General features: G+C 37.3%; 18 protein-coding genes and 3 pseudogenes. 14 read left to right on the forward strand and 7 right to left on the reverse strand.

What is annotated here, in order from left to right:
- Window positions 1-16 precede the first annotated feature (16 nt).
- The 3 genes from GTK57_RS06325 to GTK57_RS06335 are packed head-to-tail and all read right to left on the reverse strand — an operon-like array spanning window position 17 to window position 6,121.
- Window positions 17-3,190, reverse strand: a complete 3,174-nt coding sequence (locus GTK57_RS06325; protein ID WP_163121978.1) for a site-specific integrase — start codon at window positions 3,188-3,190, stop codon at window positions 17-19.
- Window positions 3,174-5,447, reverse strand: coding sequence for a hypothetical protein (locus GTK57_RS06330; protein ID WP_163121980.1), 2,274 nt, complete (start codon window positions 5,445-5,447; stop codon window positions 3,174-3,176). Before GTK57_RS06330 ends, GTK57_RS06325 begins: the two co-directional genes overlap by 17 nt.
- On the reverse strand, window positions 5,447-6,121 hold the full coding sequence (locus tag GTK57_RS06335; protein ID WP_163121982.1) for a hypothetical protein: 675 nt from the start codon (window positions 6,119-6,121) through the stop codon (window positions 5,447-5,449). Before GTK57_RS06335 ends, GTK57_RS06330 begins: the two co-directional genes overlap by 1 nt.
- 363 nt (window positions 6,122-6,484) lie before the next feature.
- Here GTK57_RS06335 and GTK57_RS06340 point away from each other — a divergent pair, with 363 nt between their 5' ends.
- Window positions 6,485-6,748 carry a hypothetical protein gene (locus GTK57_RS06340; protein ID WP_163121984.1) on the forward strand — a complete coding sequence of 88 codons (264 nt, stop codon included), beginning with the start codon at window positions 6,485-6,487 and terminating at the stop codon, window positions 6,746-6,748.
- A 69-nt stretch (window positions 6,749-6,817) separates the two neighbouring features.
- Here the strand turns inward: GTK57_RS06340 and GTK57_RS06345 are convergent, their stop codons facing one another.
- Window positions 6,818-7,132 carry a hypothetical protein gene (locus GTK57_RS06345; protein ID WP_096911306.1) on the reverse strand — a complete coding sequence of 105 codons (315 nt, stop codon included), beginning with the start codon at window positions 7,130-7,132 and terminating at the stop codon, window positions 6,818-6,820.
- 99 nt (window positions 7,133-7,231) lie between these two features.
- Window positions 7,232-7,561 (reverse strand): DUF4236 domain-containing protein, encoded by a 330-nt coding sequence (locus GTK57_RS06350; RefSeq protein ID WP_087013843.1) that lies wholly within the window; start codon window positions 7,559-7,561, stop codon window positions 7,232-7,234.
- A gap of 151 nt (window positions 7,562-7,712) precedes the next feature.
- On the opposite strand from GTK57_RS06350, the pseudogene GTK57_RS06355 reads away from it, so the two are divergent.
- Both GTK57_RS06355 and GTK57_RS06360 read left to right on the forward strand, forming a co-directional pair.
- Window positions 7,713-8,291, forward strand: a pseudogene (locus tag GTK57_RS06355) (class I SAM-dependent methyltransferase); the annotation flags it as partial.
- A gap of 406 nt (window positions 8,292-8,697) precedes the next feature.
- Window positions 8,698-9,402 (forward strand): IS6-like element IS1008 family transposase, encoded by a 705-nt coding sequence (locus GTK57_RS06360; RefSeq protein ID WP_001067783.1) that lies wholly within the window; start codon window positions 8,698-8,700, stop codon window positions 9,400-9,402.
- A gap of 361 nt (window positions 9,403-9,763) precedes the next feature.
- On the opposite strand, the gene GTK57_RS06365 is transcribed toward GTK57_RS06360, so the two are convergent.
- Window positions 9,764-9,958, reverse strand: coding sequence for a hypothetical protein (locus GTK57_RS06365; protein ID WP_131269202.1), 195 nt, complete (start codon window positions 9,956-9,958; stop codon window positions 9,764-9,766).
- A gap of 330 nt (window positions 9,959-10,288) precedes the next feature.
- Here GTK57_RS06365 and GTK57_RS06370 point away from each other — a divergent pair, with 330 nt between their 5' ends.
- From GTK57_RS06370 to GTK57_RS14670, 3 genes and pseudogenes are all read left to right on the forward strand, one after another.
- Window positions 10,289-10,882 carry a recombinase family protein gene (locus tag GTK57_RS06370; RefSeq protein WP_194240564.1) on the forward strand — a complete coding sequence of 198 codons (594 nt, stop codon included), beginning with the start codon at window positions 10,289-10,291 and terminating at the stop codon, window positions 10,880-10,882.
- 182 nt (window positions 10,883-11,064) lie between these two features.
- The gene (locus GTK57_RS06375) at window positions 11,065-11,427 is read left to right on the forward strand and encodes a DsrE family protein (RefSeq protein ID WP_228720296.1); all 363 of its coding nucleotides are present in this window, start codon (window positions 11,065-11,067) and stop codon (window positions 11,425-11,427) included.
- A gap of 375 nt (window positions 11,428-11,802) precedes the next feature.
- Window positions 11,803-11,950 (forward strand): annotated as a pseudogene (locus GTK57_RS14670) (IS5/IS1182 family transposase); the annotation flags it as partial.
- A gap of 70 nt (window positions 11,951-12,020) precedes the next feature.
- Here GTK57_RS14670 and GTK57_RS06380 read toward each other — a convergent pair.
- Window positions 12,021-12,332 (reverse strand): ArsR/SmtB family transcription factor, encoded by a 312-nt coding sequence (locus tag GTK57_RS06380; RefSeq protein WP_005404971.1) that lies wholly within the window; start codon window positions 12,330-12,332, stop codon window positions 12,021-12,023.
- A 119-nt stretch (window positions 12,333-12,451) separates the two neighbouring features.
- Between GTK57_RS06380 and GTK57_RS06385 the strand changes: the two genes are divergently transcribed.
- The 8 genes and pseudogenes from GTK57_RS06385 (at window position 12,452) to GTK57_RS06420 (ending at window position 19,185) form a co-directional block, all read left to right on the forward strand.
- Entirely contained in the window at window positions 12,452-12,868 is a 417-nt protein-coding gene (locus GTK57_RS06385; protein WP_163121988.1) for a YeeE/YedE family protein, read from the forward strand.
- A 1-nt stretch (window position 12,869) separates the two neighbouring features.
- On the forward strand, window positions 12,870-13,286 hold the full coding sequence (locus GTK57_RS06390) for a YeeE/YedE family protein (RefSeq protein ID WP_086200033.1): 417 nt from the start codon (window positions 12,870-12,872) through the stop codon (window positions 13,284-13,286).
- 2 nt (window positions 13,287-13,288) lie between these two features.
- Window positions 13,289-14,161 carry an MBL fold metallo-hydrolase gene (locus GTK57_RS06395; RefSeq protein WP_163121990.1) on the forward strand — a complete coding sequence of 291 codons (873 nt, stop codon included), beginning with the start codon at window positions 13,289-13,291 and terminating at the stop codon, window positions 14,159-14,161.
- Window positions 14,162-14,416: 255 nt separating this feature from the next.
- A complete protein-coding gene (locus GTK57_RS14675) occupies window positions 14,417-14,827 on the forward strand; it encodes a DUF2946 family protein (RefSeq protein ID WP_081401333.1) in 411 nt (136 codons plus the stop codon).
- A gap of 273 nt (window positions 14,828-15,100) precedes the next feature.
- Entirely contained in the window at window positions 15,101-16,546 is a 1,446-nt protein-coding gene (locus GTK57_RS06405; RefSeq protein WP_163121994.1) for a cytochrome ubiquinol oxidase subunit I, read from the forward strand.
- Window positions 16,543-17,547 (forward strand): cytochrome d ubiquinol oxidase subunit II, encoded by a 1,005-nt coding sequence (cydB, locus tag GTK57_RS06410; protein ID WP_163121996.1) that lies wholly within the window; start codon window positions 16,543-16,545, stop codon window positions 17,545-17,547. Before GTK57_RS06405 ends, cydB begins: the two co-directional genes overlap by 4 nt.
- A 252-nt stretch (window positions 17,548-17,799) precedes the next feature.
- Entirely contained in the window at window positions 17,800-18,117 is a 318-nt protein-coding gene (locus tag GTK57_RS06415) for a hypothetical protein (protein WP_163121999.1), read from the forward strand.
- A gap of 320 nt (window positions 18,118-18,437) precedes the next feature.
- Window positions 18,438-19,185, forward strand: a pseudogene (locus tag GTK57_RS06420) (IS5 family transposase).
- The last annotated feature ends 148 nt before the right edge of the window (window positions 19,186-19,333 follow it).

The following is a 19,333-nucleotide window of genomic DNA, read 5'->3' on the forward strand; positions in this document are numbered from 1 at the left end:
TTATATTTAGTTGGGTTTAGAGTGGTTTACCAATGCAGGCAAGATGCAGACAAAATTTAAATGCAGCAAGAGCATGACCATCTTTTACTGAATAGAGTTGTAGACGCGGAAATTCTTCTTGAGTTGATGGGTGTTTAATAGTTGCTGATTTAGCTAATTTGAAAAGTTGAGGTTGTTGCTTTACATTTAGTTTCGTTTGCAAGTTTTGGCCAAGTAAGTGCCAAAATTTTGCAGGAAATAATACTTTAATTTGGGAATAGAAATACTCAAGTTGATCAATATCCTTCCAACGATAATGGATGCCAGTGTGTGAAGCGGTCACTCGATTCAAAAATATATTCAGAACAGATTCAATTTGTGTAGGATTTTTACGAGCTATTTTTTGTATGTGTTCAAAAAAATAAGTCACTGCATGAAGTTCTTCATCGGTATCAATCATCGCAGGTTTTAAGTGGGTTGAGCTATCAATATTAAATAAACGCTGATTCCCTTTTTTCGATTTAATATCTGCTAAATTTAGGGCATTTTTATACCAATAATTGACGAGCTCTTCAGGTAAACACATACGTTGAGCTGTGCTTTCAGGATCGTTGGTAACTTCCAGTATATTGAGTGTTTCATAGAAGCGTTTAAGTGAAATTTTCGAATCTTCTGTTCCTGCAAAGTAATCAAAAAAATCATGTGGTTTTTCTGATTGTAGTGAGAGTTCATTCAAAATGTCAGCTTCATTGCTTCGGAGCCAATTTGTTTGATCATTCAATAATATTTTGGCTAGAAAGCCTTGATTTTTTTCAAAATCAAAGTCTTTTTCATCCTTTTTCATTTTTAAATCTTTAAACGTTGCATTGTAACCCATGATTTTTTTAGCCAGCTCATTTGGCATACTTGGATGATATTTGAGTAGCTTTTGACCAGCAATGAGATAACTTAAGTGAATATAACTTTTGAAAGTTTCAACTGGTTCTATATGTCCTAAGAGGTGTGCAATAACAAACCAATGGTTTTGTCCATGTTGATTTTGAAGTAGTTCAGTCCGAATATTTTGATATTCGTCTTCGCTATAGTCAGTCAGATTTTGTACAAGGGGTACATATTCAGCGTTAAGTAAAAGTGATAAATGATTCGCTGTGGTGTGGCGAAAAGAGTGAAATGAATAATGATGTTCTTTAAAAATTTGGTTCAGTATTTGTTTTAGTGGCGTGGTGACGGTATGTTTATTCAGTTTTTTATTTTCATTTAAGTTGCTGAATAGATATAAATTCCCCTTATTTTCTAAACGTTTTTCTACAATATAATCGCTAAAAAATTGGTGTTCATTATCTCGGAGTAACGCATAAGCAGGTACAATCCGCTCAGCACTATCAGTTTTGAGTAGATGTTGATTCCCTTGTTTTTTTGAACCATAAGGTTGAACCCATATAGAAAATTGATCTAAACCTTCTATATCTTTTACACGTAAACCAAGTACCTCGTTAATGCGCATACCTGTACGGTAGGCCAAAATATAAATTATTTTCAATACTTTATAAAAATGATCTGAAATAAATTGGTCATGTAAGAGTTGCTCTAATTTCTTTAATATCACTTGGAATGTTACGTGCCCAATGATACGTGCGCGGGGCCTACTTTGTGATGCGATAAATTCGAGCTCAAAATCTTCTGCTTGAAAAACAATTTGTTGAAAGGTGTGAAAGCGTTTCAACATACGAATAGTTTGGTCTTTAGATTTTTTAAAGTTAGGTTGACCTGCTTCATCAGCAAGCCGTGTATTGCTAATGATTTGTTGATAGATCTTGTTCAGTAGATCATTAATGTCATTCTCGGTATCACTGTGTAGATCATTAACGCTATCTTGGGTACAACTGTATTGTAAAGCATGAGTTAAAAAAGGTTCTGCGATCCGTGTGTAATAGGTATAGATTGAACTATCTACAAGTTTTTGATTGTATTGAAATGACTTATTGTATTTAGCTATATCAAAATCAAAGGTAGATGCTAGCCCTTTGACTTGTTCTGAGTTTGGTCGATAGAGACTGATGAGCCATAAAATAATACGCTTAGAAAACTCATTAAATTGCTCTTGGTGGATTTGGCAGAAATTAATAATGAGTTCAACAATAGGCTGTTCCGTTGATGATATACGAATAATTTTTAGCAAATTTTTATGAATAAATATCACGTTATTTACCAATTTAGGCGTATTTAGATCTGGTAATGGCCTTGGTGCAGAAGAGCTATTTTGTTTGAACTCATTTACTAACCGAGTTTTAAATTTTGGGAAAGTAAAGTTTTCAAATTCATGTTCAGATAAACCACAAGTGAGAGTTTTTTCTAACAAGCATTGTGATAATGCTGGGTCAACATCTGAATTTTTCAGTTGCAGCCAGTTGAAAGTGGAGTAGTCACGTAGAAATTTGAAAGTCTTACTTGTGTATGGATGTTTAATTTTTTGAAAAATGAGGTGCAAATACGCATTCACGTCTAGACTGATGTCACGAATTTGTCTTGTATTGAAATGAATGAGCCAAAGGCGTGTTAGTTGATCTGGAACAAAATTACGCGATTTGCGTATCGTTTTTTCATCAATAAATAAATCACCATAGCTCTGAGAAAGTGGCTCTAAAAAGATGATATTAAAATCGCAAATTTTTTGGATTTTTGCCGGGTTTTTCAAATGTTCGAGCAAAGCATTTGATGAAGCTGTTTGATTTAATCCACCGTATAACATTGAGCAAAGCAGAATATTCCCAATAATTTCATCATCAGAAAAAGCGGAACTACCTTGAGCAAGAATCCAATAATCCCAAAGTTTTTCTATAATGATGTCAATTTCATGACCGGCCTGGATCCAATCTAGGGTGAAAATTGGTTCATCACGTTTCATCTCAAAGGTGAGGTAAGGTAATGGGAAGTCTAGGTTATTGCTCTTATTGAGATCTTTGATGTATGTTCGGAAGAATTCATGTGCATATTTTTTCCAAGCCAAATTTGGTGCTTTACGTTTAATAAACTCATAAATCGCGGGATAAGCTTGAATTAAGTCTTCAGTTGAGAAATTTTGTTCATCAAAGTATTGTCGGAGCTCTTGTTCTGCATCAGCTCGTAGGGTCTTTTCTAATTCATTACGTTGAAGTTGACGTCTATCTTCAGCATAGCGTTTTTTTTGGATTTTTTTATTGAATGATGACATGTACTTCAATTCCGCTAATTTTAAATTGATCTTTCATTTGCTCTAAAATATCTGCAATTTTAGAAAATTGAGAGAGCGATAAACTGGAAAATGGATGTGCTGCTTCTTGTTGCATGAGTTCATGCCCAAATAGAGCTAAAATTTCAGGTTCAGAAACTTTATGAGTCAAAAATGCACGAGCTGTATGGCGATGCCAATTTGCATGATCAAGTCCTAATTCAGGATGGAAATCTTTGACTGTAGAAGGGCTTAGTGGTTTCCACTCATCATCTTGGATGATTCCCAAGAAGGGCAGCTTACTTGCTTCTATTTGTTGTATGACATCACTTAAAGCTGGTTGACTCATTATGATTTGAATTGAAAAATATTCTAAAAAATTAAGGAATTTTTTTATCTCTTCAACTAAAAATGGACAAAGTGGAATGATGCGTCCGAATCCATTTCGACCACCTACCTCTTTGTCTGAAACCATTAAAATTTTACGGTTTAGATTAAAGTTTTTGATGAAACCAGGGAATTCAGTAACAGGTCGAGCTGTTGTAAATAGCAATAAAACATGCCACATCCAGATGTTGTAATGATTGAAAAGTGAAATTAAATCATCTTCGGCCTGTGAAAAAATATTAAATTTCAATATAGCAAAAATCTCTGTAATGACCTGTGGCTTTGGAGCTTTACGACTGCCGAAATTAATGTTTGTAGATGGTACAAGAGTTACATTGCTTTCATATATACTCGCTACCTCTGCACAAAGTGATTTTAAAGTATCGAGATATTGTGCATGTAAACATGGGATATTCTGATGACAATAAGAGAGGGATGATGACTGATTGGCATCAATTCCTGTCATTAAATCGGCGAGTTGTTTATTTCCTGTTTTTGAAAGAACTATATGATGCAGAAGAGAGCTTACTTTAACGACTGAGAGTTTTGGAATTAATAATTCTTGTCTTAATTTGCGTAAATATTGTTGTATATCATCGAAACTAACCGAATCCATCTTACGTAGATCCGTAATAAATATATTGGGTATTGGAATGTCTAAATAGATAGTCTGGTTGAGCAGGCTATCTGAGTACTCAAAATCTCGATTCTCAAACACATTAAATTTACTACTTAAGAAAAATTGATCATTTTTATGGATCAATTTTTGGCGGTTATTTAAGTTTTTAGCTCGCTTGCTTTGTATATATAACCACTCATTCAGACTATTTCCTGTTAAAAATGCGAGCATCAGGATCAAAGCACTTTTATTTTGATGCTCAGAGTAGTCCACATGAAGTCTTTTCAGTAGATAGTTCACACTAGATGGATTCGGGAAAAAACTACTCGACGTGAGTAAATGTTCTTTGCGTTGAATATGTTTTGCAACAAGCGGTAGAACATAGCTTTGACTCGTTTCTGAATGTGCTGCGAGTGGTGTGACGTGAGTTGGGTTGACAACAATTTGCCGATTAATCGGCTCATCAATTAACGTTTCTATATTCAGTGCTTTAGATTTAGCACCTTTTTTGATTTCGATACTTTCTTCAATGAATTGTTCTTCATCAAGAAACTGATGTTGAAGCTGTGTATCGATACTTGCACGTGCAATCTTCGCTTTGTTTTTTAAAACGTAGTTAAAAGTAATACGAATATCATTGAGTAGATTGCGATCAAACTCAGGCAATTCATCCGTATCTAATGTGATCAGATGTTGAATAAATTGTTCTAAGCTTAGCGTTGGATCTTTAAGATATACATTCCAGAGGCGTCTATACTCTTCTGTATTATGATATTTTTTTTCAGTATCTAAATTTTTATTCGCATTCCTAAAGCGCTGGAATAAGCGCTTTACGGTATTGAAGTGTTCTGTGTGTGCTTGTTTAAAAAGCTCTGGTTTAAGCTCAGGAAGAGCAATTAAATAAATTGCCGCTTTTAAAACTAAAATATTCCAATGTTGTGCATGAGTTTGTGACTCAGATAATTGAGAAATTGAATTGATATATGAAGTGATGGGTAAATCACTAATCTTCACTTTTTTAGTGAAAGCGATGACTGCTGGTATCGGTAGCTGCGAATCAAACTCTACATCGACGTTAAAGTAATCGAGATTGAGACCATCTAGAAAGTTTTCAGCCTGTTGCGAAGACAATAGTTTAATTACAAAGTTGATGTGTTGTGCACGTTCAAATTGCTCATCAGCAAACAATTTTTCAATCGTCTTTTTGAGTGAGATCATGGATAAATCAACATGCTCGCTTAGATCATTAAACATTATGATCTCCAAATTTTTTCTGCACTCAGATCGCTATTTGAGTGATCTAAGAGATCTTTTACACATCTGCTGTGTAATGATAATTCATTAAAAATCTGTGTACGTTCTTGCTTGATCTTTTTCATCCGCTGATTGAGTTGGTTTCGAGAGCATGAAAGCAAGTGTGCAAGTAACTCTAGGCTCATTTGATGGTGTGGCTTCAAAGATAATTCTTTGTTAAGAGTTAATAGTGTTTGACGTGAAAGATGTGTATTAATCAAGTGCAATGTTTTTCGTGGGTTCAAAGGCTTAATGTCAAATTTTGTAGATTTGATGAATTGAATAAATTCACGACTGCATAACTCCATCAGAAATGCTAACTCATCATCTGAAAAAGATTGTTGATTGTGAATAATTAAAGTGACTTCATTAATATCTTGCTTTAAATAGCTAAGATATAAGTGAATATTATTGAAAATGGAGTAGCCATCAAATTCTGAAGTTTTCCACACATGGAGTTCTTTTATGCGATTAGAAATATCTAAATCTGCAGTGAGATTTTTAAACATATTTAAGTAGCATAAGTTGAAACCATACGCTTGTGGATGAATTGTGATTCTGCTTTTTTTGAAATTTTTTAGAGTACTTATCTGTGTTGCTGGAAACTTCAAAAGTAGTTCAGATGTCAGATCCATGTGTGCTATTGAATAAAAATAATACAGCAATATTCACGTATATTTAGAGTTTTTGAATATGGCAGGAAGCATCATTTTTTTCTTGATTTTAAAGTTTTTTTATTATTGAAGGTTTCAAAATTTCCTACTCGATAGGATACTCACTATTAGTTAGCTATATTTGTGAATTGGCAAAAAATAACATGTTTCTATTATGATGTTCACATAGCAGATTACAATGAATACAGTAGGGATGAGTACAGTTGATTATTACAATAACAATGCTCAAATTTGATCTTTTTTAATGGTAATTAAAACCAAACAGGAATCAATTTTTGATAATTATGTAGACAAATTTAATTTGATTGATATCGGGAGCCGTATATGGAAATTAAACAACTGAAACAGGTAGAAGTCCTTACAGATATTGTATGTGATGTATGCAACCAATCAACGAAATTGGAATTTGGAACTTTATCTGCGCATTGGGGCTATGGTTCTAAGCATGACGGGGAAAGATATGAATTGCAGTTATGTGAGAAATGTTTTTTTTATGCACTTGCGACATTAAAGAAAGAGCGAGCAGATGAGTTTATGTTTGATGAAAACTTTGACCCTTCAACCCTAGATGGGTTTGGGTTGAAGTGAACCTATCATCGCGATAGGTTCTAAGAATCCAGAAAACACTGATTCAGATCCACGCCAGCAGCTTCATTTTTAATGGCGAGTAAGGGATTCAGGAAAAATATTTTTCTTTGCTTCGAGGTCACTGAGTTCGGAAAATGCTTGAATACCGCCTGCGGCTTTAATTCCATCTAAAGCGACAGATAGAGCTTCCTGATCTGACGGGAATGTTTCATCCCATACAGTAGAAGTACCACTTTGGTTCACCACTTCCAGTGTCCAGTCACTATCAGGTAATCGATAAATTAGAATTTCAATTTGCTCATTATCCTCTTGTAAAACTTGAGATAAGGGAGAGTCGATTAAATCATTTTCATCATAATCCAGAGTACTGTCATGATCAGACATCAGCGGCAACCTTTATTGTATTTAACATCCTTCCATAGTAATGAATGAATTAAATTTTGCCTAGCAGTGGAGATTATGGGGTACAAAGAATGGTTAAATTTAAAAAATAATAGCCCCGACAATAAAACAAAATAATCCAAAAATTACCCAAATCCAGACATTCGATTTGGGTTTCTCAGTATGTGATGTATAGAGTGGTTGTTGTTCCTGAGCAGGATTCTCTTGGTTGCCAGCTCTGTTCTTATAGGGTTGGTGCTTGGAATAGGATAGGCCTGTGCCTGGAATACCAACGCTGGTTCGGGTGCCTTTTTTGCCAATATTTAAAGAAGCACCAGGTTTGCCAATGCTCGCGCTACTAATGCCTTTATGCGTCAGATTGATTTTTAATCCAGGTAATATTTTAATACTCTTGCGAAATCTGAAGCCCATATTTTTTCCATTTACAAGAACCAGTTTGGTTTCTATCTCAGTTGTCCGGATACAGTGAAATAAGAGTTTGATTCATTCATAGGACTGATCATTTGACTTATCTAGTGAAATATCAGTATGTTCTTTAACATAAGATATTGGCTTTTAGACAATGAATCAAACATCAAATTATTACAATCAACATGCTCAAGCATTTTTTGAAAATACCTATCAGGTTGAGATGGAAAGTCTTTACACACCATTTCTAAGATATTTGCCGGAACAGGCATTGATCCTGGATTTGGGCTGTGGCTCTGGGCGTGACACTCTGGCATTTAAGAAAAAAGGCTATCAAGTTGAGGCAATTGATTATTCTGCGGAGCTGGTTGAAAAGGCGAGAGAGCTGACAGGCATCGAGGTACGTCAGCAAAGTTTTTATGAGCTGAATGAAGTAGCTAAGTATGATGGGATTTGGGCCTGTGCTTCTCTTTTACACTGTGAAAGAGATCGCCTGACTGAAGTGTTGGGGCGCTTATTTAAAGCATTAAAGCCAAATGGTGTGTGTTACATGTCTTTTAAATATGGCGATGCAGACCGTGAGAAAGAAGGGCGCAGCTTTACTGACTTGAATGAGCAGCAAGCTTACGACTTACTCAAACAAATAGATCAGGCTTTACTGTTACAGCAATGGATTACTGTAGATAAACGTCCAGACCGTACAGAAGAGTGGATCAACGTAATATGGAAAAAGCAATCACATGCTTTTGATTATTACCCGCAGCGTTTATACAGTCGTGCCGAGTTAATGAAAGAGCCCTCTTTGATTCCTGCAGAACACGGGATTTATTTTTGGTGGTTCAAAACAAATCCACCGGGAATCCCAACAAAAAACTGAACCGTACCGGGTTTGTCGGAGACTTTTTTATTTAAGTTAGGCTACTTGACCTAACGGGTTCATCTTATCATAGTAGATTGCTTCAAACTCTTTACTGATAAAGATTTATGGAAACTCGTAGATGAACCGTACCGGGTCAGTGTTCCACAGTTTTCATAAGATAAATAATTATAGTCGCCAATTTCAACTGAGTTCCTCTGGCACTGTTGCAAATAGGCTCACATGATAAGCTAAATATCTTATTTATTTCGAGATACAGCAGATGAATCCCTTCCACGGTCGGCACTTTCAAGGTGAAATCATTCTTTGGGCTGTTCGTTGGTATTGTAAATATGGCATCAGCTATCGTGAACTTCAAGAAATGCTCGCTGAACGAGGCATAAATGTGGATCACAGTACAATTTATCGTTGGGTTCAGCGTTATGCTCCAGAAATGGAAAAACGGTTACGCTGGTATTGGCGTAATCCTACAGATTTACATTCATGGCATATGGATGAGACTTATATCAAAGTGAAGGGGCGATGGACTTACCTGTATCGTGCAGTTGATCAACGGGGTCATACGATTGACTTTTACCTTTCCGCTAGACGGAACAGTAAATCAGCCTATAGTTTTCTAGGAAAGATCTTCAATACGGTGAAAAAATGGCAAATTCCACGGGTCATCAATACAGATAAAGCAGCGACCTATGGCCATGCTTTATCACGATTAAAGCGAGAAGGAAAATGTCCAGTAGATATTGAGCACAGGCAGATTAAGTATAAAAATAATGTCATTGAATGTGATCATGGTAAGTTAAAGCGAATCATCAGGGCCACATTAGGATTCAAATCTATGAAGACGGCTTATGCCACAATTAAAGGTATTGAAGTCATGCGTGCACTACGTAAAGGACAAGCATCGTCATTTTATTATGGTCAGCCTCAGGGTGAAGTGTGTCTAATCAACAGGGTTTTCGGTCTCTAAGCACTTTTTAAAGGGAACATCATCGACTCAAATTTCTATTTGCAACAGTGCCTTTTCAACTGGTCCTGCAGTTACTTTAATTCGTATTTTTGATGCACCTCCAAGTCTGATTTAGAAATATAGGCAATAAAAACACACATCCTGATCTGTCCCTTAAAAGTTAGACAGTAAGTAATGAAAAAAGCTGAATTTCCTAATAGGAAATTCAGCTTTTTTACTTTCTAGTGAGGCTAATCCTCGCTATTACTTCTGTTTTTTAAGCTGCTTTTTGAGCTTATTTAACTTATTTTCGTGTTTTGAAATCGTTTCAAGACGTGCTTTGATCTTCTGTTTCAAGATTTTAACTTGCTTCGACATGATGTCACTCCTTGGTATGAATATCCGCTGACTGGTTTTTTTTCATAAAACTACGGATAAATTTTCTTAATTCTCTAGCGGCACTGGTGTCCATAGTTTCACATAACTGAATGAACTCATCACGTTCAGTGCTGTTAATTCGAATTAAGAGTTGCCCATCTTTTTTGTTGGCCTTTATTTTTCTGGGTTGATCAGTCATAAGATGTTTATTCCCAAAGGCACTAATACAATAAAATGTATATACACTATATATACATTATGAAAACTAAGCAACTATTTAATTTATTGTTTTTTATTAAGAATATATTTATTCCTGATCGGATGAAAAACCGGACATTTCTATTTAGGGTTTATAACTTTACTGAATGGCCTAATGTAATTTTAGAGCATACCCTAAAGTAACAATTTAAAAGTTCGTAAAACCATGTACCATTTAAATGATTTTTAATCATAAGTAACATGTAACTTTGATATTAAAGATTTATAATTTACAAAATTGTTCATTTTTATCCAATTGGGGCGAGAAAGAGTGAAAGGCCAAAAAGTAGGTTATGTGCGAGTGAGTTCGGTCGAGCAAAATACTGGGCGTCAACTTGAGGGGATTGAAGTCGACCGGATTTTTGTTGACCGTGCTTCGGGTAAAAATACCGACCGACCGAAATTTCAAGAAATGTTGAACTATGTCCGGGAAGGGGACAGGGTGATAGTACATTCCATGGATCGTTTTGCGCGAAGCTTAAAAGATTTGGTCACTGAAGTAGATAAACTGGTCAAACGAGGGATTTCCATCCAGTTTGTAAAAGAAAATATTACTTTCACTGCTCAATCTACCCCGATGGATAATTTAATGCTGCAACTGATGGGGGCCTTTGCACAATTTGAACGTGAAATCATTCTGGAACGGCAAAAGGAAGGAATAAAACTAGCCTCTGCTCAAGGGAAATATAAAGGTCGTGTTCATAAACTTAATCCTGAGCAGGCTGCGTCTTTACAACAAGCCTGGAAAGAAGGAAAGTATTCATCCAAAGTTGATCTTGCTAAAGCATTTGGTATCAGTCGACAGGCTGTTTATCGATATTTAAAACAGATTGATGAGTCACTCACTATAAATCGAGATGACTAACATTTAGAAACCTGATTAAAGTTGAATTTTGATGATAAAATGATCTCCACGTAACTGTCTTGTCACCATAAATATATGTGTGATAATTCATGCATTATTTAAGTCTTAGAGAAAATATGGATACTATGAAATTTATTCGAAACCTATGTTTGTCTCTGTTGTTGTGTTTTTCGAGTTTATCGATGGCAGTAGCAGAAATGACAAAAGATCCGTTATTTGTATTGCTCACCAGTAATGATGCGCATCGGACAAAGATGGCTATCGGTATGAGCAATAATCAATTCCAAAAGGGTCATCCCTTAACGGTATATTTAGTCGATCAAGGGGTTATGCTTGCTTCTAGCCGATTCGAACATAGATATGCAGAGCATCAGACCATGCTGAAAAATATTATGGCGAATGGTGGGCAAGTCTTTATCTGTAAAATGTGTATGGATCAATATGGTGTTAAAGATGGTGATCTCATCAAAGGCTTAAAATATGCGAATCCTGATGCTATGGGAGAGGCAATCTTTAAACCTGGCACAAAAACCTTATCTTGGTGATTTAATCCAATTTTAGGGATGAATGCCTCATAAAAAGCACTCAATCTAAGTGACATTATTTGTACAGTTTTTTCAATTACAACCATAAAAATTTCAGGGCTGTTTCTATCTGAAGAATCCTTTTCTTCTTGGGGATTAGTTGATCCTGATCTTAAAGGGCACTGTTGCAAATAGGCTGACATGATAAGCTAAATATCTTATTTATTTCGAGATACAGCAGATGAATCCCATCCACATTTATTATGGATAAAATTTAGGCTGTTTTGTAAGCTTTGGCTTACATCAATTCCGGTGCTTTGCTGCTATTCGGAATAGTAGAATTTTCGGTGGTGTTTCAAAAAGTATGCTGAAAAAAACAATATGACTTTTGATAAATTGGTCGAAACCAAGATGTATTGCATCAAATTATTAGAAGATAAATTAACGGCAAGGTACTTTCATCGTCAGGTGAATGAGATTCATGCTTCTTGTCTTGAATAAATTCATTGAACTAGGTCGCCCTCATACCCAAGTTGTATCTTAAATTTGGATCTTTTAGGGTATCTATCTTTTAAACCTTTGTGCAACAAAGCCAGCTAGAGTGAAAAAGAGGCTTAAGCAGCACAGTATAATTGATGCAAGGTTTGCATAAGCGTAAGAACTTTAGGATCAGCAACCTGATAGAAAATCTGTTTACCTTCACGACGGGTACTCACCATATTGCTTTTACGCAGTACAGCCAGTTGTTGCGATAGGGTGGGTTGATGAATATCAGTGCCATCCTCAATTTGTTGCACATTGAGTTCACCATCCACTAAAACACAGAGAATTTTTAGACGGTCAGGATTGGACAAGACTTTTAAACAGCCAGTCACTCGGTCTGCTTCTGAAAAATCAATTTTAGCCTGACTAACTACAGTATTCATTACAATATCCTTCAATCCGATATATTGAAAATTAGTTACAGAATAATATCACAAGGGACTTGATTAATATTTAGTATTATATATTATAAAAAAATATATTGTAAAGAAGTAAACTCGCTATGCATGACTTTCTGATTGCTTTTCTAGGCGGCTTGATGCTCGGCATTTCGGTCGTAGGTTATCTTTATGTGCATGGTCGCATTGCAGGCATCAGTGGTTTGATCGGACAAGTGCTGAATCCTCAGACCATCTTTAAAACCCCTGCGATCTGGTTTTTATTGGGTCTAATGATCACGCCATTTATTTATGGTCTGTTTATACAGCCTGAAATTGAACTGAATGCAAGCCCACTCATGATGATTATTGCAGGTTTGCTGGTTGGTTTTGGTACTCGCTTAGGTTCGGGTTGTACCAGTGGTCATGGGATCTGCGGAATGAGCCGCTTATCAAAACGCTCTATTTTCGCAACTATCACCTTCATGTTTGCAGGTTTTGTTACTGTTTATCTTGTTCGTCACGTAACCGGAGCATTTTAAAATGAAAAATATTCTAGCTTTTATTTTTGGTGCTCTTTTTTCTGTTGGACTGATGGTTTCAGGTATGTCGAATCCTGAAAAAGTGCTGGATTTCCTGGATCTGTTTGGTGATTGGGATGCCAGTCTGGCTTTTGTCATGATGGGTGCAATTGCTGTGGCATTCATTCCATTTCAAAAGGCCATGCGTTCTGAAGCACCGAAAACCGTATTTAACGAACCTATTGTATTGCCAACCAGTCAAAAACTTGACCCACGCTTAATCATTGGCAGCCTCTTATTTGGTATCGGTTGGGGGATTGCTGGGGTATGTCCCGCACCAAGTTTCACATTGATTGGCCTAGGGCATTACCAAGTCTTCTATTTTATTATCGCGATGTTTATTGGCGTATTGTTGCACCGTAAATGGGCTGGAGAATAACCATGGCAAAACACCCACTGGTACAGAATTTTTTTGACGAGGCAACCAATACATTCAGTTACGTGGTATCCGATCCAGTCACAAAGCGCTGTGCAATTATTGACAGTGTGCTGGATTATGATGCGGCATCTGCAAGCACTTCAACCACACAGGCAGACCGTATCATTGCCTATATCAAAGAGCAAGGTTTAACTGTCGAATGGATTCTGGAAACCCATGTTCATGCAGATCATCTGACTGCAGCCCAATATCTGAAACAGAAACTGGGTGGAAAAACAGCGATGAGCGAACGAATTTCACTGGTACAGGACACCTTTAGCTCAATCTATAACATTGATATCAAACAATTCAATGCTTACCAGACATTTGATCATGTATTTCAGGATCACGAAGAATTTCATATTGGCAACCTGAAAGCCTATAATATTCCTACTCCTGGCCATACACCTGCATGCTTGAGTTATGTGATTGGGGATGCTGTTTTTGTGGGTGATACCTTGTTTATGCCTGATTATGGAACGGCACGATGTGATTTTCCTAAGGGCAGTGCTGCGACTTTATTTGACTCTGTACAGACCCTCTATCAGTTGCCTGAAGACACTCGTGTTTTCCTATGTCATGACTATTTACCGGAATCACGTCATGACTACATCTGTGAAACGGATATCAAAACTCAGAAACAGTTTAATATTCATATTCATATTGGCACAGAAAAAGCGGAGTTTGTTGCAATGCGCCAAAAACGTGATGCAACCTTGAGAATGCCTGAGCTGATTCTGCCATCCATTCAGATTAATATGAATGCGGGACGCTTTCCCCAACCAGAACAAAATGGCGTATCTTACTTAAAATTGCCTCTCAATTATTTCAAGTAAGCAAAGTCTTCTTCTGAACACTCTTTGTACAATAAATAACTTTCTCCTGCATCAACTGTAAGAGAAAGTTATTTTATTATCTTAAGTGTTTAATTTAATCAACTTTTTATTTATTTTTTTTTTTTGCTTTTCAAAAACGAATATATATTATATATTTATAGAATGAAAAGCTGAGTAAATAAGTAGGAATTTATCTTTAAATTTCATCTTTTTATCCAGCGTATCCCTCTTATTCGATGCCAGTCGAGAGAAAACTTGCTGAAGCGAAGTGGAATCTTTATTGCATTTGCAGCCATACTTTTGCAAATTGCAGTATATTTACAGCCTCTGCTGCCGGAAAAATTTCATATTGCTCCGGTCTGTATGTCGATCACCCACAATCTTCTTTCGCCTGCTGATCATCATCATATTCACTCGGTTCATCATGAGCTGCTACAGGATTTGATGCTTCAACATTCCCACGATCACAATGAACATAACCATCAATGCCAATATTGTAAGGTCTATGGTGATTTGGTGCTGCCATTTAAGTTGGGGATTGATGAAGTTCTGGACCGGATTCAAGTCAGATTAAATTTCTATCAGACTGTTTTCCGGCATGTCTATTTCAGCTTACAGAAGCTGTATTTGCTGCCGCAGGGCAGAGCGCCTCCTTTGGCTCTTTAAGACACGATTTGTCACATCAAACAGTTGATCTGTTTGTACCACACAACATCTTAAAGAGTTTTAATCATGAAAATTAATACTTTGTTGCCTGTTAGCAGCATTATGAGTTATCTCAGCCTTAAAAAAGTAATGTGGGCATGCAAACGTGAAGGCTTACGTATTTACAATACTGTAAATATGTGGACACACTTAAATTTAAATATACATAAAACGATATTTCAGAGTGTTTTGCTGAAATCTTTTCACCCATTAATAGAAGGATAAGGTGACAACATGGACTTAGGGTTAACCGCGCTAGAACTGGCGCGTATCCAGTTTGCATTTACCGTATCGTTTCATATCATTTTTCCTGCCATTTCTATTGGTTTGGCCAGTTTTCTGGCTGTTCTGGAATGGCGTTGGCTTAAAACTAACGATCCAGTATACCGAGACTTATTTAAGTTCTGGATCAAAGTCTTTGCCCTGTCCTTTGGTATGGGCGTGGTCTCTGGCGTGGTGATGAGCTATCAGTTTGGTACCAACTGGAGTGAGTTTTCACGAATTTCCGGCAGTGTGACAGGACCATTATTAGCTTATGAGGTCTTAAGTGCTTTTTTCCTTGAAGCAGGTTTTCTTGGGATTATGCTTTTTGGCTGGGGTAGAGTAGGTCCAAAAACTCATTTTTTTGCAACACTAATGGTTGCAGTGGGTACCTGTATCTCCATGTTCTGGATTCTATCTTCGAACAGCTGGATGCAAACACCTCAAGGCTTCATTATAGAAAATGGGATTATCGTCCCGCAAGATTGGTTTGCGATTGTATTTAATCCATCCTTCCCATACCGATTAGCACATATGGCGATGGCCGCTTTCCTTGTTTCAGCCTTGTTAGTTGCAGCAACAGCTGCTTTCCATTTATTAAAAGGCCGTCGTGATGCCTTAGTGAAAAAATCATTTTCAATGGCAATGTGGATGATTCTCGCATTGGCACCATTGCAAATGTTTGTCGGAGATCTACATGGCTTGAATACCCTAGAACACCAACCGGCCAAACTGGCAGCTATGGAAGGACACTGGGAAACCAATAAAGATCATGGCATGCCACTGTATTTATTTGGTATTCCAGATATGGAAGCTGAAGAAACCAAGTATGCGATCGGAATTCCGAATCTAGGTAGCCTGATCATGACACATACCTTAGATGGTGAAGTCAAAGGCTTAAAGGAATTTGCACCTGAAGACCGTCCAAACTCGCTGGTCGTGTTCTGGAGTTTCCGAATTATGGTCGGACTTGGTGTACTGATGATTTTAATGGCGGTGCTAGGTGCATGGCTAAGAAAAACTGACAAGTTCTATGACTCGGTATGGTTGCATAGATTTGCGCTATACATGGGACCTTCAGGATTTATCGCTTTACTTGCAGGTTGGTTTACCACTGAAGTCGGTCGTCAACCATGGGTTGTTTATGGTGTATTGCGTACCAAAGATACACTTTCTCCAGTTTCAGCGGAACAGGTAGGTTTAACCCTTATTATTTTTGTGATGGTCTACTTTATTGTGTTTGGAGTCGGCATTTTCTACATGTTGAAATTGATGCGCAAAGGTCCAGAATTTATACATTCGGCACCACATAGTGAGCAGGCAGTTATACAGGCATCAAAACGTCCATTAAGTACGATTGATGATGAGAGCGATCTGGATCAAGTAAGTTCTACGCAATCTCAGGAGAATCAAAAATGATCGATTTATCATTGATTTGGATTCTAATTATTGGATTAGGTGTACTGATCTATATCGTGCTAGATGGTTTTGATCTCGGTATCGGTATTCTATTTCCCTTTATTTCCGATCGGCAGGAACGTGATGTTATGATGAATACCGTCGCGCCAGTCTGGGATGGTAATGAAACCTGGATGGTACTGGGTGGAGCAGGATTATTTGCTGCGTTTCCTTTGGTGTATTCCACTGTGTTATCGGCTCTGTATATGCCGATTATTCTGATGGTGATTGCGCTAATCTTCAGGGGAGTTGCCTTCGAATTCCGGTTTAAGGCCAATAAAACTAAACATCTCTGGGATCAAGCTTTTATTTGGGGTTCCATTCTGAGTTCATTTTTACAAGGCGTAATTTTGGGTGCCTATATTCAGGGTATTGAAACCACCAATGGGATATATACTGGCGGCGGTCTGGATTGGTTAACACCTTTTTCCCTGTTTACCGGTTTAAGTGTAGTCGTACTGTATGCAACGCTAGGATGTGGCTGGTTGATCTTTAAAACTGAAAAAATGCTGCAGAACCGCATGTTTCAATTGATGCCAAAACTGCTGATTTCATTACTGATAATTTTTGTTTGTGTCAGCATCTATACGCCTTTGGCTCATCCTCAAATTGCAGAACGCTGGTTCAGTCAACCGCAACTCTTTTATTTTAGCCCGGTACCCGTACTGGTTCTGCTGTTTACTTTCCTGGCAATCAAAGCCTGTAAGCAGCGCAAAGAGTTCCTGCCATTCATTTATACTTTGGCTTTGGTAATTCTCGCTTATAGCGGTTTTCTGATTAGTTTATGGCCTTATGTCATTCCACCATCAGTCACCATTTGGGAGGCTGCAGCACCTGCCAGTAGTCAATTGTTCGCCCTCATTGGAGCATTGATTTTAATTCCGATCATTCTTATTTATACCGGATTATCCTATTGGGTTTTCAGGGATAAAGTCCGTGTGGGTGATGAAGGTTATCATTAAGGAGGCTGAATGAAAATTTCTGAATTAAAATGGTTTATTGGCTTATGGCTAGCTGGTTTTTTAAGTTTGGCATTGGTCGCTGGATTATTTAGATTTCTGTTAAAATTGGCGTATTAAATTTTAAATATGGGTCAGTGAGGTTTTCCTTACTGACCTATTTTCTATAGAGGTTCAGTTTTTTAGACTAAAAAGTTGCTGGATCTGAATAAGTGTGATGAGAAGTTTGGACTAAAAATAAATTAGGAGTAAATGATGAAAAAATATCTTTTTTGTGTAGGCATTGAATTTAAAAAAGCATCGGATCCATCAGAATCCTATGCGTATGTGACAGCTTATTTAGGCGCAAAAAACATTGATGAAGCAATTCAACGGGTGGAAAAACAGCTGGAGCAAGAAGGAAATGAAATCCTGTTTGTCCGCGGTTGTTGGGTCGTCGATTCAGACTGTGATGATGGTTTCTGTCCAACAGATGAGAGTAGGACGCTAGCAAACAATGATTTGCTTTTTAATGACCAGATCGTGTTTGGAAAGTTACAGGAATGGTCCATTAGTAATAACTATGAATACTAATCTCCTCAGCGATACACTAGTCAGGTTTTTCTGACTGGTGCTGTGGTATTATTTTCAATTTAATATACTAATATACGCTCTTAGCACATACTAACGAAGCATCAAAAAAGTGATTCATTGAAATCAATTTGTGTATAATTTAATCTGTTCAAAAATAAAAGCATAACAGGCTAAAAGAATCTATACAAAAAAATCAGCATCAGGATTGATCAATTATAATACTTTGGTGGGCTATGAAAAATTTTGTTTTTTAAGCAAAATTAACTAGGGCGTGTCATCAATTACCTTGAGGAAAACCACCTTGTCCCCATTATACTTTTATGACTAAACGCTATGCCTTAAGAGATGATCAATGGGAACAGATTAAAGATCTGTTACCTAGACGAATGGGTACTGTTGGAGTAACGGCCAAAGACAACCGACTATTTGTTGAAGCAGTATTGTATCGGTATCGTTCAGGTATCCCGTGGCGAGACTTACCAGAACGCTTTGGTGATTTTAGAGTCGTGCATACTCGTTTTAGCCGTTGGGCTAAAACAGGTGTGTGGCAGAGGGTCTTTGAAGTGCTGTCACATGACAGTGATAATGAATACGCCATGTTAGACTCCACCATTGTACGTGCTCATCAACACAGCGCTGGGAAAAAAAAATCAGGCGATTGGACGCAGTAAAGGTGGCTTAAGCACCAAAATTCATGCCCGTACTGATGCTTTAGGCAACCCAACAGGATTTTATCTCACTGATGGGCAGGCCCATGACTTAAACGGTTCAGATGTGTTGCTGGACTTATCGTTGAGCCAGACCTGGCTTATGGATAAAGCCTACAACTCCAGGGATCGGGTCATTGCTCCAATTTTAGCGGCGAAGGGTCAAATTGTGATGCCAGCGAAAAGTAATTCTATTGATCAGCGTGATTATGACCGACATCTCTACAAGGCAAGACATCTGATCGAGAACTTTTTTGCCAAGCTCAAGCAGTATCGTGCTATTGCCACACGCTATGATAAATTGGCTCAAAACTTCTTATCAGCGATCTACTTAGCATCAACAATCATCTCCATTAATTGATGACACGCCCTAGTCCATCGATAAAGGTCATAGTGCATTTGTAACTATGGCCTTTGTCTTTTAAGGCGATCATCTTTACTGCTCTAGCGGTGTCTTCTTTAAAATAAACTCAGGATTTACTTCAGCAGGCAGGCTGGTCTTTAATCTG

Source organism: Acinetobacter portensis (assembly GCF_010646905.1).
GTDB lineage: Bacteria > Pseudomonadota > Gammaproteobacteria > Pseudomonadales > Moraxellaceae > Acinetobacter > Acinetobacter portensis.

What these genes read in the sequence shown, in the direction of transcription:
- GTK57_RS06335 (WP_163121982.1), bottom strand. Translation starts at nt 6,121, where the DNA reads ATGGATCTGACATCTGAACTACTTTTGAAGTTTCCAGCAACACAGATA.
- GTK57_RS06325 (WP_163121978.1), bottom strand. Translation starts at nt 3,190, where the DNA reads ATGTCATCATTCAATAAAAAAATCCAAAAAAAACGCTATGCTGAAGAT.
- GTK57_RS06415 (WP_163121999.1), top strand. Translation starts at nt 17,800, where the DNA reads ATGAAAAAATATCTTTTTTGTGTAGGCATTGAATTTAAAAAAGCATCG.
- GTK57_RS06405 (WP_163121994.1), top strand. Translation starts at nt 15,101, where the DNA reads ATGGACTTAGGGTTAACCGCGCTAGAACTGGCGCGTATCCAGTTTGCA.
- GTK57_RS06345 (WP_096911306.1), bottom strand. Translation starts at nt 7,132, where the DNA reads ATGTCTGATCATGACAGTACTCTGGATTATGATGAAAATGATTTAATC.
- GTK57_RS06375 (WP_228720296.1), top strand. Translation starts at nt 11,065, where the DNA reads ATGGCAGTAGCAGAAATGACAAAAGATCCGTTATTTGTATTGCTCACC.
- GTK57_RS06350 (WP_087013843.1), bottom strand. Translation starts at nt 7,561, where the DNA reads ATGGGCTTCAGATTTCGCAAGAGTATTAAAATATTACCTGGATTAAAA.
- GTK57_RS06365 (WP_131269202.1), bottom strand. Translation starts at nt 9,958, where the DNA reads ATGACTGATCAACCCAGAAAAATAAAGGCCAACAAAAAAGATGGGCAA.
- GTK57_RS06360 (WP_001067783.1), top strand. Translation starts at nt 8,698, where the DNA reads ATGAATCCCTTCCACGGTCGGCACTTTCAAGGTGAAATCATTCTTTGG.
- GTK57_RS06395 (WP_163121990.1), top strand. Translation starts at nt 13,289, where the DNA reads ATGGCAAAACACCCACTGGTACAGAATTTTTTTGACGAGGCAACCAAT.
- GTK57_RS06385 (WP_163121988.1), top strand. Translation starts at nt 12,452, where the DNA reads ATGCATGACTTTCTGATTGCTTTTCTAGGCGGCTTGATGCTCGGCATT.
- cydB (WP_163121996.1), top strand. Translation starts at nt 16,543, where the DNA reads ATGATCGATTTATCATTGATTTGGATTCTAATTATTGGATTAGGTGTA.
- GTK57_RS06340 (WP_163121984.1), top strand. Translation starts at nt 6,485, where the DNA reads ATGGAAATTAAACAACTGAAACAGGTAGAAGTCCTTACAGATATTGTA.
- GTK57_RS06380 (WP_005404971.1), bottom strand. Translation starts at nt 12,332, where the DNA reads ATGAATACTGTAGTTAGTCAGGCTAAAATTGATTTTTCAGAAGCAGAC.
- GTK57_RS06330 (WP_163121980.1), bottom strand. Translation starts at nt 5,447, where the DNA reads ATGTTTAATGATCTAAGCGAGCATGTTGATTTATCCATGATCTCACTC.
- GTK57_RS06390 (WP_086200033.1), top strand. Translation starts at nt 12,870, where the DNA reads ATGAAAAATATTCTAGCTTTTATTTTTGGTGCTCTTTTTTCTGTTGGA.